Annotated in this window: 19 protein-coding genes and 4 pseudogenes; 14 read left to right on the top strand and 9 right to left on the bottom strand. The window is 48.8% G+C overall.

Translation table 11 applies throughout. From position 1 onward, the window contains the following. Positions 1 to 19 precede the first annotated feature (19 nt). Genes METMK1DRAFT_RS06435 through METMK1DRAFT_RS06420 form a run of 4 tightly spaced genes read right to left on the bottom strand, consistent with a single transcriptional unit; the run spans position 20 to position 2,827 of the window. Positions 20 to 871, bottom strand: coding sequence for a 3-methyl-2-oxobutanoate dehydrogenase subunit beta (locus METMK1DRAFT_RS06435; RefSeq protein ID WP_009071951.1), 852 nt, complete (start codon positions 869 to 871; stop codon positions 20 to 22). Then, positions 868 to 2,025, bottom strand: coding sequence for a pyruvate ferredoxin oxidoreductase (locus METMK1DRAFT_RS06430; protein WP_009071949.1), 1,158 nt, complete (start codon positions 2,023 to 2,025; stop codon positions 868 to 870). Before METMK1DRAFT_RS06430 ends, METMK1DRAFT_RS06435 begins: the two co-directional genes overlap by 4 nt. Then, entirely contained in the window at positions 2,026 to 2,292 is a 267-nt protein-coding gene (locus tag METMK1DRAFT_RS06425; protein WP_009071946.1) for a 4Fe-4S binding protein, read from the bottom strand. Next, a complete protein-coding gene (locus tag METMK1DRAFT_RS06420) occupies positions 2,285 to 2,827 on the bottom strand; it encodes a 2-oxoacid:acceptor oxidoreductase subunit gamma family protein (RefSeq protein ID WP_009071944.1) in 543 nt (180 codons plus the stop codon). Before METMK1DRAFT_RS06420 ends, METMK1DRAFT_RS06425 begins: the two co-directional genes overlap by 8 nt. A gap of 438 nt (positions 2,828 to 3,265) precedes the next feature. Here METMK1DRAFT_RS06420 and METMK1DRAFT_RS06415 point away from each other — a divergent pair, with 438 nt between their 5' ends. The 13 genes and pseudogenes from METMK1DRAFT_RS06415 to METMK1DRAFT_RS06360 all read left to right on the top strand — a co-directional run bounded on the left by METMK1DRAFT_RS06415 (position 3,266) and on the right by METMK1DRAFT_RS06360 (position 14,460). Next, the gene (locus METMK1DRAFT_RS06415) at positions 3,266 to 3,739 is read left to right on the top strand and encodes a hypothetical protein (RefSeq protein ID WP_216586090.1); all 474 of its coding nucleotides are present in this window, start codon (positions 3,266 to 3,268) and stop codon (positions 3,737 to 3,739) included. Positions 3,740 to 4,062: 323 nt separating this feature from the next. Beyond that, complete coding sequence (locus METMK1DRAFT_RS06410; RefSeq protein ID WP_009071939.1) at positions 4,063 to 5,196, top strand: peptidase U32 family protein; 1,134 nt, start codon at positions 4,063 to 4,065, stop codon at positions 5,194 to 5,196. After that, entirely contained in the window at positions 5,180 to 5,872 is a 693-nt protein-coding gene (locus tag METMK1DRAFT_RS06405; protein WP_009071937.1) for an MBL fold metallo-hydrolase, read from the top strand. Before METMK1DRAFT_RS06410 ends, METMK1DRAFT_RS06405 begins: the two co-directional genes overlap by 17 nt. Beyond that, positions 5,866 to 6,906, top strand: coding sequence for a radical SAM/SPASM domain-containing protein (locus METMK1DRAFT_RS06400; protein WP_009071934.1), 1,041 nt, complete (start codon positions 5,866 to 5,868; stop codon positions 6,904 to 6,906). Before METMK1DRAFT_RS06405 ends, METMK1DRAFT_RS06400 begins: the two co-directional genes overlap by 7 nt. Beyond that, complete coding sequence (locus METMK1DRAFT_RS06395) at positions 6,903 to 8,018, top strand: radical SAM/SPASM domain-containing protein (RefSeq protein WP_009071932.1); 1,116 nt, start codon at positions 6,903 to 6,905, stop codon at positions 8,016 to 8,018. Before METMK1DRAFT_RS06400 ends, METMK1DRAFT_RS06395 begins: the two co-directional genes overlap by 4 nt. A 292-nt stretch (positions 8,019 to 8,310) precedes the next feature. Next, the gene (locus METMK1DRAFT_RS06390; protein WP_048087682.1) at positions 8,311 to 9,360 is read left to right on the top strand and encodes an ISH3 family transposase; all 1,050 of its coding nucleotides are present in this window, start codon (positions 8,311 to 8,313) and stop codon (positions 9,358 to 9,360) included. A 202-nt stretch (positions 9,361 to 9,562) separates the two neighbouring features. After that, a pseudogene (locus METMK1DRAFT_RS06385) lies at positions 9,563 to 10,159 on the top strand (IS607 family transposase). Continuing rightward, positions 10,131 to 11,456: an IS200/IS605 family accessory protein TnpB-related protein gene (locus METMK1DRAFT_RS06380; protein WP_048087471.1), complete on the top strand. Its 1,326-nt coding sequence runs from the start codon at positions 10,131 to 10,133 to the stop codon at positions 11,454 to 11,456. Before METMK1DRAFT_RS06385 ends, METMK1DRAFT_RS06380 begins: the two are co-directional and overlap by 29 nt. A 124-nt stretch (positions 11,457 to 11,580) precedes the next feature. Further along, positions 11,581 to 12,120, top strand: a complete 540-nt coding sequence (locus METMK1DRAFT_RS06375) for a hypothetical protein (RefSeq protein WP_009071925.1) — start codon at positions 11,581 to 11,583, stop codon at positions 12,118 to 12,120. 120 nt (positions 12,121 to 12,240) lie between these two features. Further along, positions 12,241 to 12,611, top strand: a pseudogene (locus METMK1DRAFT_RS06370) (helix-turn-helix domain-containing protein); the annotation flags it as partial. Next, positions 12,610 to 12,837, top strand: a pseudogene (locus METMK1DRAFT_RS16325) (zinc ribbon domain-containing protein); the annotation flags it as partial. The pseudogenes METMK1DRAFT_RS06370 and METMK1DRAFT_RS16325, both read left to right, overlap by 2 nt. A gap of 124 nt (positions 12,838 to 12,961) precedes the next feature. Beyond that, the gene (locus METMK1DRAFT_RS06365; RefSeq protein WP_009071920.1) at positions 12,962 to 13,705 is read left to right on the top strand and encodes a hypothetical protein; all 744 of its coding nucleotides are present in this window, start codon (positions 12,962 to 12,964) and stop codon (positions 13,703 to 13,705) included. Next, the gene (locus tag METMK1DRAFT_RS06360; RefSeq protein ID WP_009071918.1) at positions 13,702 to 14,460 is read left to right on the top strand and encodes an oxygen-binding di-iron domain-containing protein; all 759 of its coding nucleotides are present in this window, start codon (positions 13,702 to 13,704) and stop codon (positions 14,458 to 14,460) included. The genes METMK1DRAFT_RS06365 and METMK1DRAFT_RS06360 overlap by 4 nt, the downstream gene beginning before the upstream one ends. Before the next feature lie 545 nt (positions 14,461 to 15,005). On the opposite strand, the gene METMK1DRAFT_RS06355 is transcribed toward METMK1DRAFT_RS06360, so the two are convergent. The 5 genes and pseudogenes from METMK1DRAFT_RS06355 to METMK1DRAFT_RS20030 form a co-directional block, all read right to left on the bottom strand. Continuing rightward, positions 15,006 to 15,791, bottom strand: a complete 786-nt coding sequence (locus METMK1DRAFT_RS06355) for a ParA family protein (RefSeq protein ID WP_048087469.1) — start codon at positions 15,789 to 15,791, stop codon at positions 15,006 to 15,008. A 373-nt stretch (positions 15,792 to 16,164) separates the two neighbouring features. Beyond that, complete coding sequence (locus tag METMK1DRAFT_RS17510; protein WP_009071912.1) at positions 16,165 to 16,314, bottom strand: transposase; 150 nt, start codon at positions 16,312 to 16,314, stop codon at positions 16,165 to 16,167. 39 nt (positions 16,315 to 16,353) lie between these two features. Further along, positions 16,354 to 16,644 carry a transposase gene (locus METMK1DRAFT_RS15570; protein WP_009071910.1) on the bottom strand — a complete coding sequence of 97 codons (291 nt, stop codon included), beginning with the start codon at positions 16,642 to 16,644 and terminating at the stop codon, positions 16,354 to 16,356. Between the two features lie 185 nt (positions 16,645 to 16,829). Next, positions 16,830 to 17,615: a tyrosine-protein kinase family protein gene (locus METMK1DRAFT_RS06345; protein WP_155812310.1), complete on the bottom strand. Its 786-nt coding sequence runs from the start codon at positions 17,613 to 17,615 to the stop codon at positions 16,830 to 16,832. A gap of 99 nt (positions 17,616 to 17,714) precedes the next feature. Next, positions 17,715 to 18,445, bottom strand: a pseudogene (locus METMK1DRAFT_RS20030) (IS701 family transposase); the annotation flags it as partial. Between the two features lie 364 nt (positions 18,446 to 18,809). Here METMK1DRAFT_RS20030 and METMK1DRAFT_RS06340 point away from each other — a divergent pair. Beyond that, positions 18,810 to 19,817, top strand: coding sequence for a ribonucleotide reductase subunit beta (locus METMK1DRAFT_RS06340; RefSeq protein WP_009071904.1), 1,008 nt, complete (start codon positions 18,810 to 18,812; stop codon positions 19,815 to 19,817). Positions 19,818 to 19,892 lie beyond the last annotated feature (75 nt).

The following is a 19,892-nucleotide window of genomic DNA, read 5'->3' as shown; positions in this document are numbered from 1 at the left end:
TCCCATAACCGCTAAAAAATCACATCCTGGCGAGATCTTCCCACATCTGATCCACTTCTTCTTGGATCCTCTTCACGTCTTCTCCTTTGAGATCCTTGAACCTGCCCTGCAACTTCAAGTATTCCTCCACTGGTTTCCTCTTTTTCTTGTCTACCAACACTTTACTTATACTGGTCAGCCTGAACTTCCCTTTCTCTATCTCGTACAGTGGCCATATCCCTGTCTCCACAGCCAGCTTAGCTATCTCAACGGTGAGTCCAGCGTCGAACCTCCACCCTGGAGGACAGGGCGATAGGAGATGAATATACCTGAATCCTGACATCTCCTTTGCTTTCCTCACCTTATCCTTGTAATCGAAGAGGTAAGCGATCGAGGCTGTCGCCACGTAGGGAACTCCATGATCCGCAATTATCTTGGGAAGGGGTTTCTTGGACTCAGCCTTTCCGCTGGGAGTTGTGGTGGTCCAGGCTCCGAAGGGCGTCAACCCAGACCTCTGTACGCCGGTATTCATGTATGCCTCGTTGTCATAACAAACGTAGAGTATGTCTTCATTCCTCTCAGCTGCACCACTGAGCGAGGCGAATCCTATGTCTCCCGTGCCTCCGTCTCCAGCCCACACCACTACAGTAGCTTTCTCTCCCCTAGCGTCTAGCGCAGAACGGACTCCTGACGCTATAGCTGAAGATGCGGCGAAAGCACTGTGAATGACAGGAACCTTAGAGGGCATGCCCCTGGTGTCCCCCATGATTACTGTCGTACATGACGCTGGAACCACTAGGACAGTCCTCTCACCGGTTACCTCCAGGAGGGCGTCCAGTTCCCTAGGGATCGGACAACCAGGACAAGCCGCGTTACCCCTCAGGAACATCATAGTAGCCACCTCTCCTCCTCCAATTTACCCTCCATAAGGTTCTCCAATGCAGTCTGAATGTGAAGTGGCCTCACATCCATACCCCCTAACCCCCCAACGAGACTGTGAACTGGTACGTCGTGACCGTAGAGGGAAACCTTTACCTCGTTCACTAAAATCCCACCTGAACCGAAAGAGTAAGCTCTGTCCATCACCAACACCCCCTTACAATCCCTCAGGTAGTCCCTCACCTCCTCAAAGGGGAACGGCCTGAATACCCTCACCTTGAGCAGACCAACCTTTGCTCCTCTCTCCCTTAACCTCTTCACCGCCACGCGAGCGTCTCCAGACCAGGCCCCCATGGACACCACGACGTAATCGGCGTCACGACACATGAAACACTCCACGAGCCCGTGCTGAGGTCTGCCACTGATGTCCTCATATTCCCTGAAAATCTCCTTTATGACCCTTTTACTCCTCTCCATAGCCTTCTTGGCTTCGAACCTTATCCTTATGTAGTCCTCAGGCGGGGCGACTGGTCCAACCCCCACAGGATCCGTGAAGTCGACCAGGTTGAACTTTCTGGGAGGGATGAAGGAGTCCACTACGGAGTCGTGGAGAACCTCCACCCTCTCCATGGTGTGGGTGAGGATGAAACCATCGAATCCCATCATCACGGGGAGAACGACGTTCTCGTGTTCGGATATCCTGAAGGCCTGGATCGTTAGGTCGTAAGCTTCCTGGACGTTCTCAGCCATCATTTGTATCCAAATGGCATCTCTCTTGCTCATGAAGTCCTGGTGGTCATCGAGGATTGACCAGGGCGAGGCCAGGGCCCTAGTGGCCACTGCGGCGACTATAGGAACCCTCTGACCTCCGGCCCAATATAGCATCTCGGTCATGTATAGGAGCCCCTGTGAGGCCGTCGCCGTGAACACTCTGGCCCCTGCCACAGCTGCCCCGTAGATCGAGGCAAGAGCGGAGTGCTCACTCTCCACCCTTATCATCCTGGCCTTTAACTCCCCTCTATCAACGTACTCAGAGAGCTTTTCCAACATGGTGGTCTGAGGAGTTATCGGGTAGACCGCAAGGACTTGAGGTTTCGCCTGTTTGACGGCATAGGCCACGGCGTGATTTCCCACCAACGCCTTCACTACACCCTTAGTTACCTGCAATTACTTCACCTCCCTCATCATTTCTATAGCGGCCGTGGGACAGACTTGCGCGCAGACCCCACAGCCCTTACAGTACTGGTAATCTATCTTCGGGAACATATTGAGTTCGAGGTCGATCGTGTTCTCAACGCAGTAGAAGAAGCACAGTCTGCACTTGGTACACTTGTTGTAGTGTATGACAGGTCTCAGTACCCTCCAAGTGCCCGTCTGTCCCGAAGAACCTAAGGAGGGTCTCGCCAAGGGAACTCCTGGAGGAAGATTAATCAAGGGCCCTCACCTCCTTGAAACCCAAGTACATGGCCTCTACGTTGAGTTCACCCAATTTTCCAGGAAACTCCTCCTTAACTACATCCTCCGCGGTACCTATGTCCACGAGTTTTGTGACAGATGACAGGGCGCCTACCATGGCTGTGTTGACCACTGCCCAACCGGCTATGTTGAGACCTAAAGACCTGGCTATTCCCGTGGCGTCGACGTAATAGGTCCTATTCCAATATCTCCTTGGATTGTCGGTATTGATGAGTAGGATTCCTCCCTCTTTTATCCCTGTCAAAGGGTTAAGCAAATCCATGAGGGTCGCGTCGAACACAGTCACGACATCTGGATTGTAAACCCTCCTATGTAGGGATATGGGCTGATCAGATATCCTCACCTCACAGCTCACCGGTGCCCCCCTCCTCTCTCCACCGAAGAAGGGAATGGACTGGGCGTACTTTCCCTCAACTATGGCGGCCTTAGCCATTATCTCTCCAGCAGTCACTACGCCCTGACCTCCCCTTCCTTTAAGCGAAATCTCTATCATGTCTTATCATGGACAAATATTCTAACCTTAGTACAATAAGGGTTTCTTATCAGCCTCGATATACGATGATGTTAACGCTGTTTAATACTCCCTCGACCTCAATCCTGGCTCAGGAATAACAACTATTCCATGATCCTCACTCCTCGGAGGTGATAGAAATTAGTTAATGCAGTAATTACCAATTTCGTCTCAATCTGGGCTGACATCCGAGGGACAGTCCTGTGACTGCTGATGATAGCACGGCATACGTGCCCAATGGACGAATTAACTTGGTTAATACTGTTTTAAGATAAGCTTTTGCTTTTTTCTAAGTAAGGCTTTTTTCTTCAAATATGTAATAACATTATTGAGATCATGTGTTACTTTAACATTTCTAAAGTTGACCGGCCTATTATAGAAAAGAATGTTGTTTTACTACATAATGAAAATTTTGAAAAATTGACTAACAAGAAGTATATCTCCGTGCTCTCTACCCACGAGAGGGAGGATATGAGCAAGAGTTACTTCTACCTTGTACTCGAGAGGTTTAGAGAGATGGGGCTGATCAAGGATAACGCGTTGGCCTTCAAGGTCGCTCTCCCGTTCCAGGTTAGGGGTGATAGGATCGAGATAGGAGACGGCATAATGTATGTTACGGAGAACAGGGAGGTTCTCCTCATGGATTTAAAGAGAGACGACCTCGCCTGCGGGAATTGTACCGTAAAGAGCTACTGTGTTCAGTCCTTGAAGACGTTGGCCAGAGAAGTGAAAGTACCCTTATCCAAGGCCAATCCGAGGGAGGCATGGAAGGAGCTCATAAAGAGAATAAAGGAAAATCTGGTGGAGAACGTAAGGACTATGAGGATATCTAACTTTGACCTACCTAAGGAAGAGAGTTTGAACAGGACCACTGTGACACAAACCTGTACGTAGATCGATCGTATTCCCCCTTCATCCTGCTCACGAGCATTACTCGACTCACACCTTAATGCCTCCCTTGCTCAAAATTAAAATAGTAGATCAAATATTTTTAGAAGAGCGATCTTGGGTCTACCGACATGGCGGAGAGGAGGTCAGTTCAAATACCACTCGAGGACGGTCGGCAAGGAAGTCGGCGTAGTGGTTGAACCAGTCCTTGAGTGACACGAAGGGAAGTTTAAAGCCCGTTTACCCCCTTTGAAGTATTATTATTATTTACCGTTAAAGGTCGTTAATTGTATATCAGCTTTAAATATAATAAAAATGTACTTAATTTCATGAGACTCGTCGTTGCAACGAACTTTGACAACTCCCTAATAGAGCAGGTGAAGGGCTACCCGGTAACCCACGTCTTCGGAAGCCATCAGAGGACGCTGACGGGACACGGCAGGGCCTCCTTCCTACTCCCTGAAGTTAGCGAGAGGAGGTTCAAGGAACACCTGGACGTGGTACATGGAGCTAAGATTAAGTTCCTATACACAATGAATACAGCTACCCTCCACGGAAGGGAGTACTCCAGGGAGTTTGTGGAAAGGTTGAGGAGAGAGATAGAGACACTGGTGAACTTGGGAGTGGATGGGTTCGTGGTCGCCCTACCCTTCCTAATAAAGCTCATCAAGGATGAACATCCTGACCTGGAGGTCTCAGTCTCCTCATACGCCAGGGTCTACAACATAAGGGAGGTTGAGAACTTCGTATCGCTGGGTGCGGACACGATCATATTACACGAGGACGACAATAGGAACTTCAAGCTCCTCAATTCACTTCAGAGGTTTAGGGGAAAGGTGGACCTGGAGCTAATAGCCAACAACTCCTGTCTCTGGGGATGCGTCTACAGGAGGACCCACGACTTGATCTCCTCACTGGCCTCATCTCAGGACTCCGTGAACTTCTGGTTCGAGTATCCCATACTGTTCTGTGCCACTGACGTTAGGAACGATATCGCCAACATCATAAGGATGAGGTGGATAAGACCGGAAGACTTAAGCTTCTACGAAACCCTAGGGATAGATCGTTTCAAGATAGCCGGAAGGAACAAGAAGACCGAATGGCTAGTCAGGGCAGTGAAGGCCTATTCGGAGAGGAGGTATCAGGGAAACCTCCTGGACATTGTGAGTTACCCACAGGGCAGGGCTACTCCAAGAGTAGTGGAGAGGGTGGGTGGGCCTAAGGATTATGATGTCCTAAAGGAAGTTTACGTGGACAACTCTAAATTCCCACCAAAGTGGCTGACCTTTTTCAGACATAACGATTGCGAAACCAGAAGTTGTGAGGACTGCGGTTACTGTGACGCAGTGGCCAGGAACGTGATAACTGTGGAGGGTAGACCACTAGGTGAGTTAAAGTTAGGGAAAGTTGAGGTTCCGTTGGAATTGATCCAGAGGTTTGGGGGACATGGTGAAGCTCAATAGAGTGAGAGTGATCGAGTTGGTGGAGCCAGATTTCTTCGGAACTACACTGAATCACAACATAGTGATGGTGGAAGGTGGTCCCTCTGGAGGGATCATGATGATAGATACTGGACTACCAGGTTACCTCGACGAGATATCCAAATACCTCGATGCGTGGGGGTTCTCTCTAGAGGACATCTCAGACGTAGTGGTGACACATTGGCACCCAGATCACAGCGGTAACGCTGAGGAAATCAGGAGGATAAGTAAGGCTAAGGTTTACGCTCACGCGGACGAGGAGGAATACCTACTCCACCCCAGGAGATTCGACCTGCCCTATGACTCCGTTAAGGAGGAGCTGGGGATAGGCGAGGAGGAATTTCAAGAGACCTTGAGGAGAATCAACGGCATTAGCTTCCATCCAGTCACTGTTGACGTCAAACTGAAGGGCGGAGAGAACTTGGCTGGCTTCAAAGTGATACATGTTCCTGGTCACACTCCGGGCCACATAGCCCTTCACGATGGCGTAGTACTCGTCACTGGCGATGCGGTCAGGGCTCCTCATGGTGAACCTTCACCTCCCTTGGCCTTCTTCTCTTGGGACTACGTCAAGGCTCTGAAATCCTTCAAACGATTACTTTCTCTTCCCTTTAGATATCTCATCCCCTATCACGGGGAGGTGGTGGAGAGATGGTAGCTCCGCACGTGGTTGTATTGGAGAGTACTAAGGCGTGTGACTTAGCGTGTAAGCACTGTAGAGCAGTCGCCCTCCCCCACAGACTTCCTGGAGAACTGGAGACCTGGGAGATAAAGAGGTTAATAGACGATCTAGCGTCTTCTGGAGTGAAGCTCTTCGTGGTGAGCGGAGGGGACGCCCTCAAGAGAGAGGACATCTTTGAGATACTCTCGTACTCATCGTCGAGAATAACCACCGCCCTCTCCCCCAGTGGTAGCAGGATAGACGTCAGCGTAGCACAGGAGATCAAGGACTCCGGCGTCTCCATAGTCTCCATAAGTGTAGACGGACCGGAGGAGATACACGACGAGTTCAGGGGTGTGAGGGGCGCGTTCAAGATGGCCAGCAAGGCGATCTCCTCCTTACAGGAGGTAGGGGTACCTGTCCAGATAAATACTACCGTCAGTAAATACAACGTGAACAGGTTGGAGGAAGTCAGGGAGGCGGTAATGTCCTTCAACCCTAGGTATTGGGACATCTTCATGTTGATACCTACCGGTAGGGCCACGAGGGAAATGATGATCTCCCCGTACGAGGGTGATATGGTAATGAGGACTGTTGCCAAGTGGAGATTGGAGGGCCTAAACGTAAGGATGACCTGCGCACCTTACCTAGTCAGAGTAATGAACGAGATGGGAATCAGACCGGTCCCCCCAGACAACACGTATGGGAGGAGGAGCATCCATGGGGCGAGAGGTTGTATGGCAGGAAACGGTTACGCTTTCGTGGCATACGACGGCACAGTGTACCCATGCGGGTTCCTCCCGATCCCTACGGGCAACGTAAGACACAGGAAATTCAGTGAGATATATGATTCCTCCCCAGTCTTTAGGGCTCTGAGGGATCCAGATAAGTTGGGAGGCAAGTGCGGGATCTGTGAATTTAGAACCGTCTGTGGAGGTTGCAGGGCCAGGGCGTTCAGTATAACTGAAGACTTTCTGGCGGAGGATCCCTTCTGTTCTTACGTTCCTACTAGGGTGAGGATGAGAGTATGATAAGCATATCACGGTTGATAAGTGGGAAGGTGGAGGACGCAGATAGGATAAGGTACTCTGGCATAAAGGATAAGTACCCCTCAGTCCTGGTCTTCAACGTCACCAGGAATTGTAATCTGAGATGTAAGCATTGCTACTCTGGGTCAGGCATCGGTCTGTTCCAAGATCTCCCCCTAAGTTCCTGGTTAAACGCCGTGAAACAGGCCTCCGATATGGGAGTCAAGCACGTCCTCTTGTCAGGTGGAGAACCGTTGTCCAGGAGGGATGTCCACGTGATCGCTAAGGAGGCCCACGAGAGGGGAATAAGGGTTGAGCTATCTACCAACGGCACCATGCTGACGAGGGAGAGGTTAGAGGAACTGCGAGGACTGATAGATTACGTTGGGGTGAGCATAGACGGCCCTGAACCAGTACACGATCGGTTTAGGGGGGTAGAGGGAGCCTTCTCAAAGGCACTCAAGGGCGTTAGGTTGGCTAAGGAGTTGGGATTCAAGACCGGGTTTAGATTCACCCTGACCAAGGACAACGTTGAACATGTGGACTTCGTGTTCCAACTCATGGAGAGGGAGGAGGTTGACAGGGTATGTTTCTATCATCTGGCCTACGCAGGAAGGGCAGACAGGAGTCTTGACATAGATAACAAGACCAGGCTATCTGTCGTGAAGAAGATAGTGGAGCGGACCAAGGCAGGTAAATGGGAAGTGCTCACTGCCGATAATCCGGTAGACGGAATCCTGGTGTACTCCCTCACCAAGAGCGTTAATGTCCTCGATCTCCTGAGGAAGAATGGGGGGAACAAGTCTGGCGAGAGGATCGCAGATATCTCTCCCGAGGGAATAGTCTACCCGGATCAGTTCACTCCGGTTCCGTTGGGAAGAGTTGAGAACTTGAGGGAGATATGGGATGAGCCGAGACCCTTGGTGAAGATGTTGAGAGAGAGGAAGAGGTATGTGAAGTGTTCCTCCTGCCCCTTCTTTGATGTGTGCAACGGAGGATTGAGGGGAAGAGCGTTGGTCTACACTGGAGACCTCTGGGGGAAGGATCCCTCTTGTTACCTGGAGGATATCTTTAAGGACGGGCTCCTGCGGGAAAGCTCCCCAACCTCGTTGTAATTACCGAGAGGTTACGTCAGTGTTCCCTTAAAGTTCTTGGGGGTTCGGGCTTCATAGGATTTCATAATATTTCATATCAATCCTCAGCCCTTGGGCTTCAACAGAGTCATGGGGCATTGCCCCACTCATCCTCCTCCGCCCTTCGGTAGACCCAAAATCGTATTATGAAAAATAATTCTGACAGAATAATATCGATTCATGATAGATAACAGGATTTATAAGGGTATTAAGAATTCAGTTGAAGAAAGGTTTAAGGTGAGGGAGATGTGGTATTACCGTGTGGGAGATCAAGGTGATAACACCGGTACTCCCTCACCAAAACAACGTACAACAAATGGGATATAAATTACTTTCCATGCTGAACTTCAAGGGAAAGAGAGGGGAAGAGGTGGCGAGAACCCTCATCTCAGCGTGTTTATGGAACGATTCTGTGGAAAGCAAGTCGAGGGCGTACGGCGTGTCCCCACAGACCGTGAGGAATTACGTGGAGGAGCAAGGGGTGGAAGTGGTGGAAAAGCTGTTGGAACAAGTGAGGAAGATATCCTTGAAGGTACTGAAGGGAGTAAGGGAGATAGACCTCTCAATAGACTGGACGACCAAGACCTGGTACGGGAGACCGGTGGAGGGGCTCGGGAGTTCGGAGGAGGGGAGCTCTTGGAACTACGCAACTGCGACGACTAAAGATGGGAAAGTGCTCCTACTAGCTTTCATCACTCAAGTCAAGGGGATGACCAAGGATGAGGTCGTGAAGGCCCTCGTGGAGCAAGTCGTCGCCATGGGGTTCAAGGTAAGGTTGATGACTCTCGACGCTGGTTTCTACACGATTGACGTGCTCAACTTCGTTTCGCAGTTCAAGTACGTAATCGGAGTTCCTGTTGGGGACGTGAAGGTCTACCAGGAGTTCGACGGCGAGTACGAGACGAACAGTAAGAGGCACAGGAGGGACGAGCAGGTCGAGTTCAGGCTTTTGGTCTACGGTAGGGAGAAGGGGAAGAGGAAGAAGGTTGTTTACTTCGCTAGGGCTACGAACCTCGACCTACCGAAGGGGGAGGTGTTGGACTTGTACAACAAGGTGAGGGGTCCCATAGAGACCTCTTACCGGAACATCAAGGCGTTCCTCCCCTTCACCAGTTCCACCAAGTTCGTCTTCCGCACGTTGATCTTCGTGCTGGCCGTGGCCTTCCACTCCCTGTACACCGTGTTCAAGGGGGAAGTGAGGAGGGAGCAGTTCAGGTTACTCCTAATACTCTTGTTTTCTGATGATTTATTCTATCTAAAAGATTTTCTATTTAAATCAATAGAACCGCTTATTAATAATATAGATTTATTTTCAAGGAGGTGATTTTAGGTCTACCGTTACGGACGGGGTCTCTAGTGCGAAAAGATGAATAGCTGTACAGACTGTCCTTTCCTCCCCATGTGCATGGGAGGGTGCAGATTTCTGGCAGTCTTAACGGGCAAGGGATATCATGGAGTCGACTGTAGGAAAGAGACTATAGCACTTTCACGTGACTTTTAAATATTTCTAGTTACTTTTAATTACTGTGGAGAGGTATCTAACACCTATTGAGGTTGCTGAAATATTCGGCGTGAGTAGGAGTGGTGTCATTAAGTAAGGGAGGGGAAGATAAAGGTTGTTGAGGTTAACGGTAGGTGGAGAATACCTTACAGCGAAATTGAAAGATTGTTGTCTGGCGGTGGAAGGGTTAAACAAGTAGCGATATGCTAGAGTTTCGTGAACGCAAAAGGACGACTTGGAGAGGCAGTTGGGCGCATTGAGAGAATGGGTTAGGAAAACTCTCGGTGAAGTGAGTGTGATAGAAGTCAAAGATATAGGTTCCGGATTGAAAGAGGATAGGGGAGGGTTAAAGAAGTTAATAGAATTAGCCAAGAGGAGGCAAATTGACGCAGTTGTAGTAGCTTATAAGGACAGGCTAACACGTTTCGGCTTCGAATACCTCGTAGAGTTATTCAAAGCTTACGGAGTAAACGTTATTGTGGCTTCCCAAGATGATAAGGATCACACGCAGGAGCTAGTGGAGGACTTCGTAGAAATCGTCAAGTCATTCGCCTCTAGAATTTACGGCCAAGAGTATGAGAAGGTGGTAAAATGTGTTGAAAACGTTGAAAAGGACGGTTAAACTAGAGGGTGACTTCTTGAACGAGTGGAAATACCGCGTTCTTAAGGAGGTTGAGGAACATCAGGGGAAGATCGTTAACGAAATGATTGGGGTAATCCTATCAAAGCGCTTACAGACCACTAGGAAGAAGTTGCACGAGAGATTTTACAGTGACTATAAGGAGAAGTACCCCTTCCTGCCTTCAAGGGTTATTGAAGGTTCTTATATCGTTGCTGGAAGGATTGTTAAGAGTTTCAGAGAAAGGAAAAAGAGAGGGTTAACGAGGAAGGATAAACCGGAGTACAAGAGAGTTGTAATCACTATTCCTAACATGGTTAATTGGAGGTTTAACAAGGTTTCTGTCACCGTCCTAACCCACAAGGGTTGGGTCGAGATTCCCCTCATGGTAACTAGACAGCTTATTCGTTACTTGCATGAGAGTTGGAGGGTTTCGCAAGAGCTTAAGTTAAGATTAGTTGGTAGGAAAGTCCTAGTTTGGTTGACTTTTGAGAAGGAGGTTGAGGTTGAAACGAAAGACGGCAATCATATCTCTATTGACGTTAATGAGAATAACGTCACTTTAGCAGTCTTCGAGGGTTTTAAACTCAAGGAGTTGAGAAGATATGAGACTGGGTTAGGGAGGGTTGTCATGAACTACTCCTTGAGGAGGGAAGAGATTACTAAGGGGCATTCAACTAAGGACGAACTGGTTAAGAAGAAGTTGAGGAAATTAAGGGAGAGGGAGAGGAAAATTGACGTGTTGAGGAAGACTGTTAAGAGAGTCGTGGAGTTAGCTAGGGATTTAAAGGCTAAGGTTATTGTTGGTAAGTTCTCCTCAAGGTCTAAGGAGAAGATGGAGGGTAACAAGACTGCTAAGCTTAGGCATAGGATTCACCAGTGGAGTGTTGTTAAATTCCTGGAGATGTTGAAAACTCAGCCGATAGACGTCGCGGAGGTCTCTGAGTCCTACACTTCCTCCATCAACCCATTTAACGGTGAGAAGTTGAAGAAGAGAAAGCAGGTAGTTGAGAAAGTTATCAAAGTTTTAAACCCCTACCTGATGACGGGCACTGCTCACGAGGGTGGGGGTGTAAAAGTACTGAAGGTGAACGCTAGGTACCTGGAAAGCGGTGAAGTTCTTTTGGAGAGGGATTCTATTGCTCCCCTTAACTTGGCAAGGAAGGTGGATGGGAGGGTAGTGGTGTTTCCCTCGACTAGCCCCAATGAGTTAAGGGTGACCCTGTATGATCCCTTAAGAGGGGTGCCCGTGGTGGAATTAGAAGTAATTAAAAGTAAGGAAAAGTTACGCCACGGGTAAACACCCTGGCCTCGCTCACTAAGCTCATGGGAGCTCAGTTGGGTAAAGGCCGTTAAAGTGCCTAAGAAGAAATGATATGTAAATTCATTTTAATGTTTTTAAAGTGTTACTTTACACGATAACAATGTGCGACTACCGGATATTGAACACAGATAGACCAGTAAAGAAAACTGAGAAGATAGTTATGCTAAGCAGGGAGAACTTCAACAGGTTGGGCACCGAGAACTACATGAAGGTACTCTCCACAGATAGGAGGCAGACCTTGGGCATGAGTAAAAGTTATTACTATTATATCCTCGAGGACCTCAAAAGGATGGGATTAGTTGAGGATAACGCCATAGCGTTTAAGGCTGTCCTTCCCTTCATTCCGAGGGAGAGTTCACTGGATCTGGACGTGGGTATACTATACACGTCCAACAATCACTTAATCTTCATCGATATGGGTTCAGATAAATACTCATGCCCCGCCTGTCCCGTTTACGCCGAGTGTGTTTTCGGCCTTAGGAGGGTAGCCACAGAGATGAAGATAAAGATAGGTGGTGTGGGGAACGACGAAGAGTCCAGAAAGGAAAGGGTACCCTCGCGTCTGTGGAACAGTTTGGTAAAGGGGATATTTGCCAAGTCCATAGTAAGGCTTGAGGCCATACCAGTGAGAGGAACTTGAACTCACTCCCTGGAAAGTTCCTCAGAGCCAACCGAGGCCGAGAGCTGTAGGAGGGAAGCCTCGTCAACAGTTTCCGATAAACCGTAAAGTTTATATTATTTCATCATAAACTCTTATATGATGCTAAGACCTAAGGAAGTCCGCCAACGCTTAGGAATATCCTATGCTACAGTTAGGGAATATGTTAAGAAGGGTTACATTAAACCTGTACTAGAGATTGGGAAGTGGAGGTTCAGGGAGAAGGACCTAGAGAAGTTAATGGGTATTGTTAGAAAGAGGAAAGTAATATTATACGCTAGGGTATCATCAAACACACGAAAGGACGATCTAGTGAACCAAGTTAAGTACCTCGAGGAGAACGTTAAGGAATACTACCAGGTAATAACCGACGTGGGATCTTCATTGAACGTGAAGAGGAAGGGTCCCTCAAGTTACTTAGAATGATACTCAATAACGAGGTTTCTAAAATAGCCATAGCTTATCCCGAAAGGTAGGACTTTCAAGTGTGAGAGGTGTGGGTTCACCCTGGACAGGCAACTTAACGCATCACTGAATATCTACCTCAAGATGTGCGGGTTTCCCCACCTCTTTCTCACTCCCACCGGGAGTAGGTGGGTTGGGGTTACCCCGCTAAGGGGGCGGAGTAACGGGTTTCCCCGTGACCCCTGTGAAGCCCAAGGGCTGAGGATTGGATACAAAGTCATGAAAATTCAATGAGGCCCACCCTGGTCGTAAGACTGGGTTAATTTATGCTGGACTAATTACGTTAACAATGTTTTACGTCCTACACGGTTTCCGTTAATTAACAAAACTTAATGGCGCTTTCTTTGAACGGAAGATAATGGGATCATTTTCCGTGGAAATCGCTGAATCCCCTGCAGATCGATTGCTAGGACTTGCCAAGGACAGGGACGTGGTCATATCGCACCTCCCTGGAGTGGTGAGCATACAGGGAAACAAAGTTAAGCTGAGGTTCAGAAGAGTGATGCTAACTCATGAATCTACCTACGAGGTCTCCGCTGCCATCCTTGGACCTAGGATGGTGGAATACAAGTTAGCAGATCAAAGGGGGAACAGCCTAGTGATTTTATTCTCTTCGAGGAATGAGAGGGAATTGACGATCTCTGTGAGTTACTCCGGTGAGAGGGAGTGGGTTGTAAACAAGGCCGTAAAGCTCATTGCTAAGGAATTGCAGGAGGGTTTAAGAAAGGAGGTGGAGAAACTCCCCTCAGTCAGCACCAGAGGTGATTACTCCCAGTCCCTCTCTAAGGTCTCCTTCATAACAAAGCTACTGATGAAGTCCAAGCTGGTGAAGTCAGAGGTGGTAGATGTTAAGGAAGGCGAGCTCGTGGACTACTTACAGGAAATCATATCCCAATACTCGCAGTACCCCGTCATATATATCTCCGGTAGCGGGGAAGGCAGTTTTAGGTTACTCTTTGTGGGAGGAGAGATGAAGGGGGTCTACGTCGTGAGGGAAGGAAGGGAGTCTCTCGAGGAGGGATCACTGAACATCTTGAAGGGTGGTTTCAAGATCCACGTTTACGTGGCTCTAAGTCCCAAAGTACTTGAGGTGACGTCATGAAAGTACATAAGCCTTATGTAATCTTTGAAGAGAAAGATCACTCCTTCATATGGTTGGGTCTTGATGAGTCAGATGCAGAGAAGGGAGTTCTCACAAACCAATACCTAATCAGGGACGGAGAAAAGGGAGCGATACTTGACGCTGGAGGTTACTTCGTCTTCGAAAGAGTATTGAACTCTGTCCAGGAATTCTTGAAGCCTGAGAACATCTCGCTACTACTGTTCAGCCATCAGGACCCGGACGTAGTAGGTGCACTCAACCTATGGGTCGACGTGGCCCCAAACGCACAGATCTACGTGTCCGAGCTCTGGGAGAGATTCCTTCCACACCTCGGCCAGGAGGTAAGTGAGAAGATCAACGAAATACCCGACATGGGGATGAGGATCCCCTTTGGGTCGAGTTTCATTGAGGCGATACCAGCTCACTTCCTTCACTCTCCTGGGAACTTTCACTTCTATGACCCCATCTCCAGGGGTTACTTCTCTGGCGACATGGGAGCTGCCATATTCCCTAAAGGTACCTGGTACCTGATCGTCGAGGACTTTGAAGAACACGCCAAACTGATGGAGGCCTTCCATAGGAGGTACATACCGAGCAGGAAGGCCATAGAGCTCTGGTTGAACAGGATAAGAGGCCTACAAATAGACTTCATAGCTCCGCAGCACGGTTCAGTGTTCCAGGGAGATAACGTCAAGAAGTTCCTGCAATGGATGAGCTCCCTGGACAAAGTTGGGCTCGATCTCCTCACGTTCTGAGAACTTGCTTTCACTCGTCATTAGCTGGTTATAATCTTTAGTTAAATATTGTGAGGGGGGATCTCGGCATTTACGGTAGATTCAAACTCACCTCCTCGGAAAAATAGGTCAGAATTAAGTAAGGCAGTTTAGATTATTCATCATGTGCTCAGGTTTCGGTCCATTTAGGTTTCCATCGTGAATTGTAATAACTCTTTTAATTTTTTGTAATTTTGCATGAATTAATTAAATATATATTATAATATTAATAAGAAAAGGAATGTTGTAATATTCCTAACAATAAGGAAACAGGTCGATAGATTGTAGTTGGTGGCAACAGTTAGCACGAGCTACGTTATCCCCAGGAAGTCGATCAGGGGAAGGGCCGTCTGGTGGGGCAGAGGCGTACGTCGTTGACTCTAGCTCAAGTGTCTAGGTGACTCTCACCCTATCCGCGATTGCCAATGAAAAATCCAAGTTATATTTAAATGTTGGGGGCTTTCCATCCCCGCCTAAGGGCGAGATTTTCAGCCCCCTTTAAACTCCTCTTCTATAACGGATACGAATCACTCGATTACGATGTAATCCTCCAGGCTACTGTCAAGCAACCTTTGAGCCAACTTTCCTACTTGTTCCAATCTGGGCATACCGTCAAGTGAACCTGAATATTCGAACAGTTCTTCAATGAAGGGTATGAGCACTCCTATCCTTACGCTCATTCGCTTCATTACATCTTTAATCTTACTTCTCATCTCTTCTATCCTCTCCTTGCCAGGTATCATGTTGATCACAAGGGTCAGAGGGAACGTATTATCGCGTGGATCCTTGTCAAGCCACTCGTGATACCTGATCGTGTCCTCTATATCGAACTCAGAGGCATCAGTGACGTATATCCTATAGCTCTCTTCCTGTTTCGTGTCCCTAAAAGCTTCCCACTCGATCCCAGCTTCTTCCTCCTGAGGGTTAGCTAAGGGCCTGTTGTCTAAGATTACGAAGTCATAACCCCTGGAAATTATTGAGGAGTAGGCCTCGATGACCTCTTCTCTTAGGAATTCGTTGTCCCTAATTACTTCAAGATCCCTCCTTAATCTAGGTCCATCACCGCAAAATTTGAGTACTGTGAACGTTCCATTGCCAGTGTGTACTTCCCTTAGGTAATTTGAATCGTTACCGTCAACTGTTGAGGAGATCAGGCCCTGTTCCCTTATTCCCGCAATGAGGGAGGAAAACCCAGATAGGTCCATGTCCACTAGCAGAACCCTTTTACCCCTATCCGCCAACTCCCTAGAAAGGGAGATAGCTATAGTAGACTTTCCCACACCACCCTTAGTACTCACTATGGATATACGCACAAGTGGAAAGTTAAGATCTGAAAAATAAACTTTTCCTTTCATTTTCTGCAGTTTTCAAGGAAAGCAACATTATTAGTAATGGGCAGTTATGGGGCCAAAACTGACCTCCTCCCCGTCCTGAGGATGAGGGTTCCATCAGGCCGGATCACAGGTTTGTGGTTTACCGCCCTCCTTTGTCCTTATGCCCCTGTACAAGATCCAGGTGTCGTCTACCTCAACGCTCGCCAACACGTTTATTCCCAACGATGGACGCGACCTTATTCCCCTTGGGTGATTCGATCCATATACTCTTCCTCTCACCCTTCACAATGTGTTTCGACCTGTTGCCCTTCCTCGTCGTCTCTACACCTACCTCGACTGGGATAGAGGCGTATCAGGCGTTCTCCACGTCGTCGTAGTGTATCTCTAGCCTCCCCTGTTTCCCGTACCACCTCAACCTCCCAGCGAACTCGACATCCACGTCGAAGTCCTTCAGGACCAGCTGGTCCTGCTCGTCCACGACCTTCCTGTCCTGCCTCACCACGAGTAGTAACTTCCTCCCCTTCTCGTCCCTATCCTTCCATTACTTGGGTGGGGCGACGTGTTTGATGTGGGGTGGCAAACTCCCTTCTCTCCTCAGCTTCAGAAGGGTGAAGAACGACGACCGGGCCTCGTTGTCCTTCTGCATAACTGCTTGAGCGTTAACTCCCAGTTCTTCCTTGTACTTCCCGTAGTACCTGTCCCACGTGGCTTCGAAGTCCACGTGGTGCTTGAAGAATTGTTGTCTCCTCTCGTAGTTCAACTCGTTGAACAACTTAGAAGAGAGGTTGGCTAACTTCCTGACAGCAGTTATCAGATTTCGCCTTGACTTCAAGGCTACACCTAACGAAAAATCCCATATCTGCTGTTCCTGAGTTTCCTCTCCTGAAACCTTGGTACAAGATGTACGACGTTTGCCCTCCTCTTCTTATACTCAACCTCTAGACGCCCTCCTCTGGCATCGCATGAGAGGTCGGCTCCCGCTCCTCATCCCCAGGAAGTTGACCAGGAGAGGGCACCTTAGAAGTAAGAGTAGGTCTGAGTCAAGAACTTTACCCCGTTCCTAGAAGGGGCGAGGTTTGTCGTTTGTTTTATCATAGAACAGGGACCCCCCCCCGCTATTGCCTGCTCAGCATACTCTAGCACTTTCTCCATCTCCTTAGGTTCAGGGACCTCCCTAAATCCTTTGAATAACATGTCCCTGTAGAATGGTATTACGACCTTCCTGGGTACTTCCACGTCTACATTCTCTCTCGCCATGTTGACCACGAATGCCACCAATCTAGTGTACGTAGCCTCTGGAACCCAGCTTCTAAGCGATGAGGATATCTCGTTTAGGTGTTCCAAGGTGAGCCTTAGGGCCAGACCTGGAGTAGTTACCACTATTGCGTTACAGTGGAACTCGCCCCTAGCCCTATAATACCCCTGCGCCTCTATCCTAGTTATGTCATCGAGGTTGGGAGGATTGTCAGTGACAACCACATCTACATCTTCCAGTACCTGGGAATATGAACGGGCGAAGTCCTCCAATGCGGGAAGGGTTCTGGGCTGAAACGATATTAAGGATAGTACTTTCAGGTTTCCATCCCTTGCCAAGAACTTTCCCTCCACACCGTCAGCCAGCACGTTGATTATTCCAGTGTCCAAACCGTAGATCTTACCTATAGTGTTGGTGTAATCTCGATCCACAAGGAGAACTCTATGCCTCATGGCCAGATCCCTGGCTAGGAAGTAGGCTACGGTAGACTTACCCACTCCTCCCTTAAACCCGAAAATTGAAAACCTTGTTATTTTGTTATCAGACATCAATAATATATAGCACTGTATTCCTTTAAATCTCTTCATTAAATCTTCAGCAGTTATGGGACTTTAACGTAACTTAAAGATTTTCATCAGCCCCGGCGATCAGCCTAAATGGCGCTCGAGGACCTGAGGAACGCCTCCGCGCTCCTCAGGTTCAGCTCCCCCACCAGCTCCCTGACGACGTTGGTCACGGTGAAGATCGCGAGGTAGCCCTGAAGCCTCTCCCTCCTCCAGAACGAGGAGTCCTCCAGTCCCAGGGCCTTGACGTCCCTGTGGAGCTCCTCGGTCTCCCACCCGACAGGCCTCCTCGATCTCCTCCTCGCTGAGCGAGAGGTCGGTCGTGTAGAGGTACCTGACGTGTGTCATGGAGTCACGTTTATATTCCCGGACTGGCAACTTTACCGTAATTGCTCGGCCTACCGGGGTCAGGTCGGCGTAGTAGACTCCAGGGTGTAGGTCTCACACTCGGAGGTGTCCCTCCACCTCCTCGAGGGTCCCCCGGGCCGACTCGACCCTGGGCTCTGTTTGACTTGAGCTCAGACACCACGTTGTCCGTCACGAGCTTCTCGGACAGTACTGGAGTCGAAGACTACCCTGGACACGCGGAAGTACCCCTTGAGCACGTCCAACATCTGGCCATCTCGATCTTGGTCTTGAACTCGTTGACCATCCCCAAGTCCAACATCTTCCTCACGGCGTAGGGGAAACCTTGAACGTCCTGCTTGAGGTCCACTATGGCGACCGTGAGGAGCTTGGCCCTCTCGAACCTCCCGTGGGCGTGGCAGTAGATCCAGTGGTTCTCAGGGGCTCACGTCCTCCCCCCTGGAGTATTGTGGTCCACGGTGTCGTTTAAAAACTTCTCGCTAATACCAAGTTCTTGGTATTACCTCCCTAAGATTCCCATAACTGCTGTTCAGTAATTCCTCCATTGAATAAGTCCAAATCAACAGAGATATTACAATTCGCAAAGGAGTCCTGAATTGCCCGGGCGAGGTTTGTCGTTTGTTTTATCACAGAGGACTTATGAGACGCCGTTGACAACGGTGAGGCTCGACGTAAAGTCCTGAACAGCACAGAAACTAAGGGCTCCTTTACCCTTGGAGTATAAAGCAAAGACATATATAATATTCTAGTTCATTTATAGGTTTTAAGGAATCTTTATATAACTGAGATTATCACTATAAAATGAGTGAGAGGATGTCTGTAAACTACGAGCTTGAACCCATTTTCCCCGAGTTCAACGTCTACCCTCCCAGGTGGAACTTCGACAATGAGAGGGCCTGGCAACTCTACAGGAGGGCCAAGAGGGAACAGTGGGACGAGGAGGAGATAGACTGGAACAGGGTCAGGGAGATAGCGTCAGGGTTGGACAGGAAACAGAGGTTGGCCATAGCCTACTGGTGGTCACTACTCTCCACCTTTGATAACGCTACCCCTGTATTCGCCTATGCGCTAGTAAAGGCACACGAACTGCACCTCGACACCGCAGTTAAGGGAGTGCTCACCACCATAACCTTCGACGAGAACAGACACAACGTCATGTGCGGACTGGCCATCAATAGCGTCCTTCCCGGGTATCCCTTCAATTTTAAGCCACAGGATGAGTTGGAGAGGAAGGTTAAGCTCAATACCCTATGGGCCTGGTATAACGGGTCGAGATACTGGAAGGCATACCTAGAGGCTTACAGTAAATACACCATGGACGTCCTTTTTACCTCCTTCATGATGGGGGAAGCTGCAGCCACCACCGTGTTCAGTACCATGTCCAAGGGGGCGAAAGTGGAGGAGTTCTCCAAGTTGTTCAAGAAGACTGCTGTGGACGAAACCAGACACTATGCGTTCACTCATCTCATTATGACTGAGAACGCGTCCTCCATGAGCGAGGAGAGGAAGAAACTCGTATCGAAACAGGTCAGGGCAGGCTTCGTGTTCCTCTCTTTAATAACATATAGGCCTCCCAAGGACTTCTGGAGACTGCCATCGTGGTTCCAGGAGGTTAACGAGCACATGGAGGATCTGGCCAGGGAGGCCGGATTCTATATCCCTGAACTTAAGGAGAAGGAAGAGGCGTGGAGGATGGCTATACTCAGGGTAGGATCTACCTTGAGTAGATACGGGGTTCCCATGCCGGCCATCCCGGAGTTGGGAATAACCGGGGAAGAAGTCAAGGATCTCAAGGAGGAGGACTTCATACCTGTTTTCTAACAACGTTCAGATGGGCTGAATCCTTTTTCGTGTTAACAGAAATCTTTTTTTGGTGATAAAGGATGACCTCTCACG

Source organism: Metallosphaera yellowstonensis MK1, from assembly GCF_000243315.1.
Classification (GTDB): Archaea; Thermoproteota; Thermoprotei_A; order Sulfolobales; family Sulfolobaceae; genus Metallosphaera; species Metallosphaera yellowstonensis.
The sequence above is the reverse complement of the archived record's forward strand: the minus strand, read 5'-3'. Positions and strand labels throughout refer to the sequence as shown.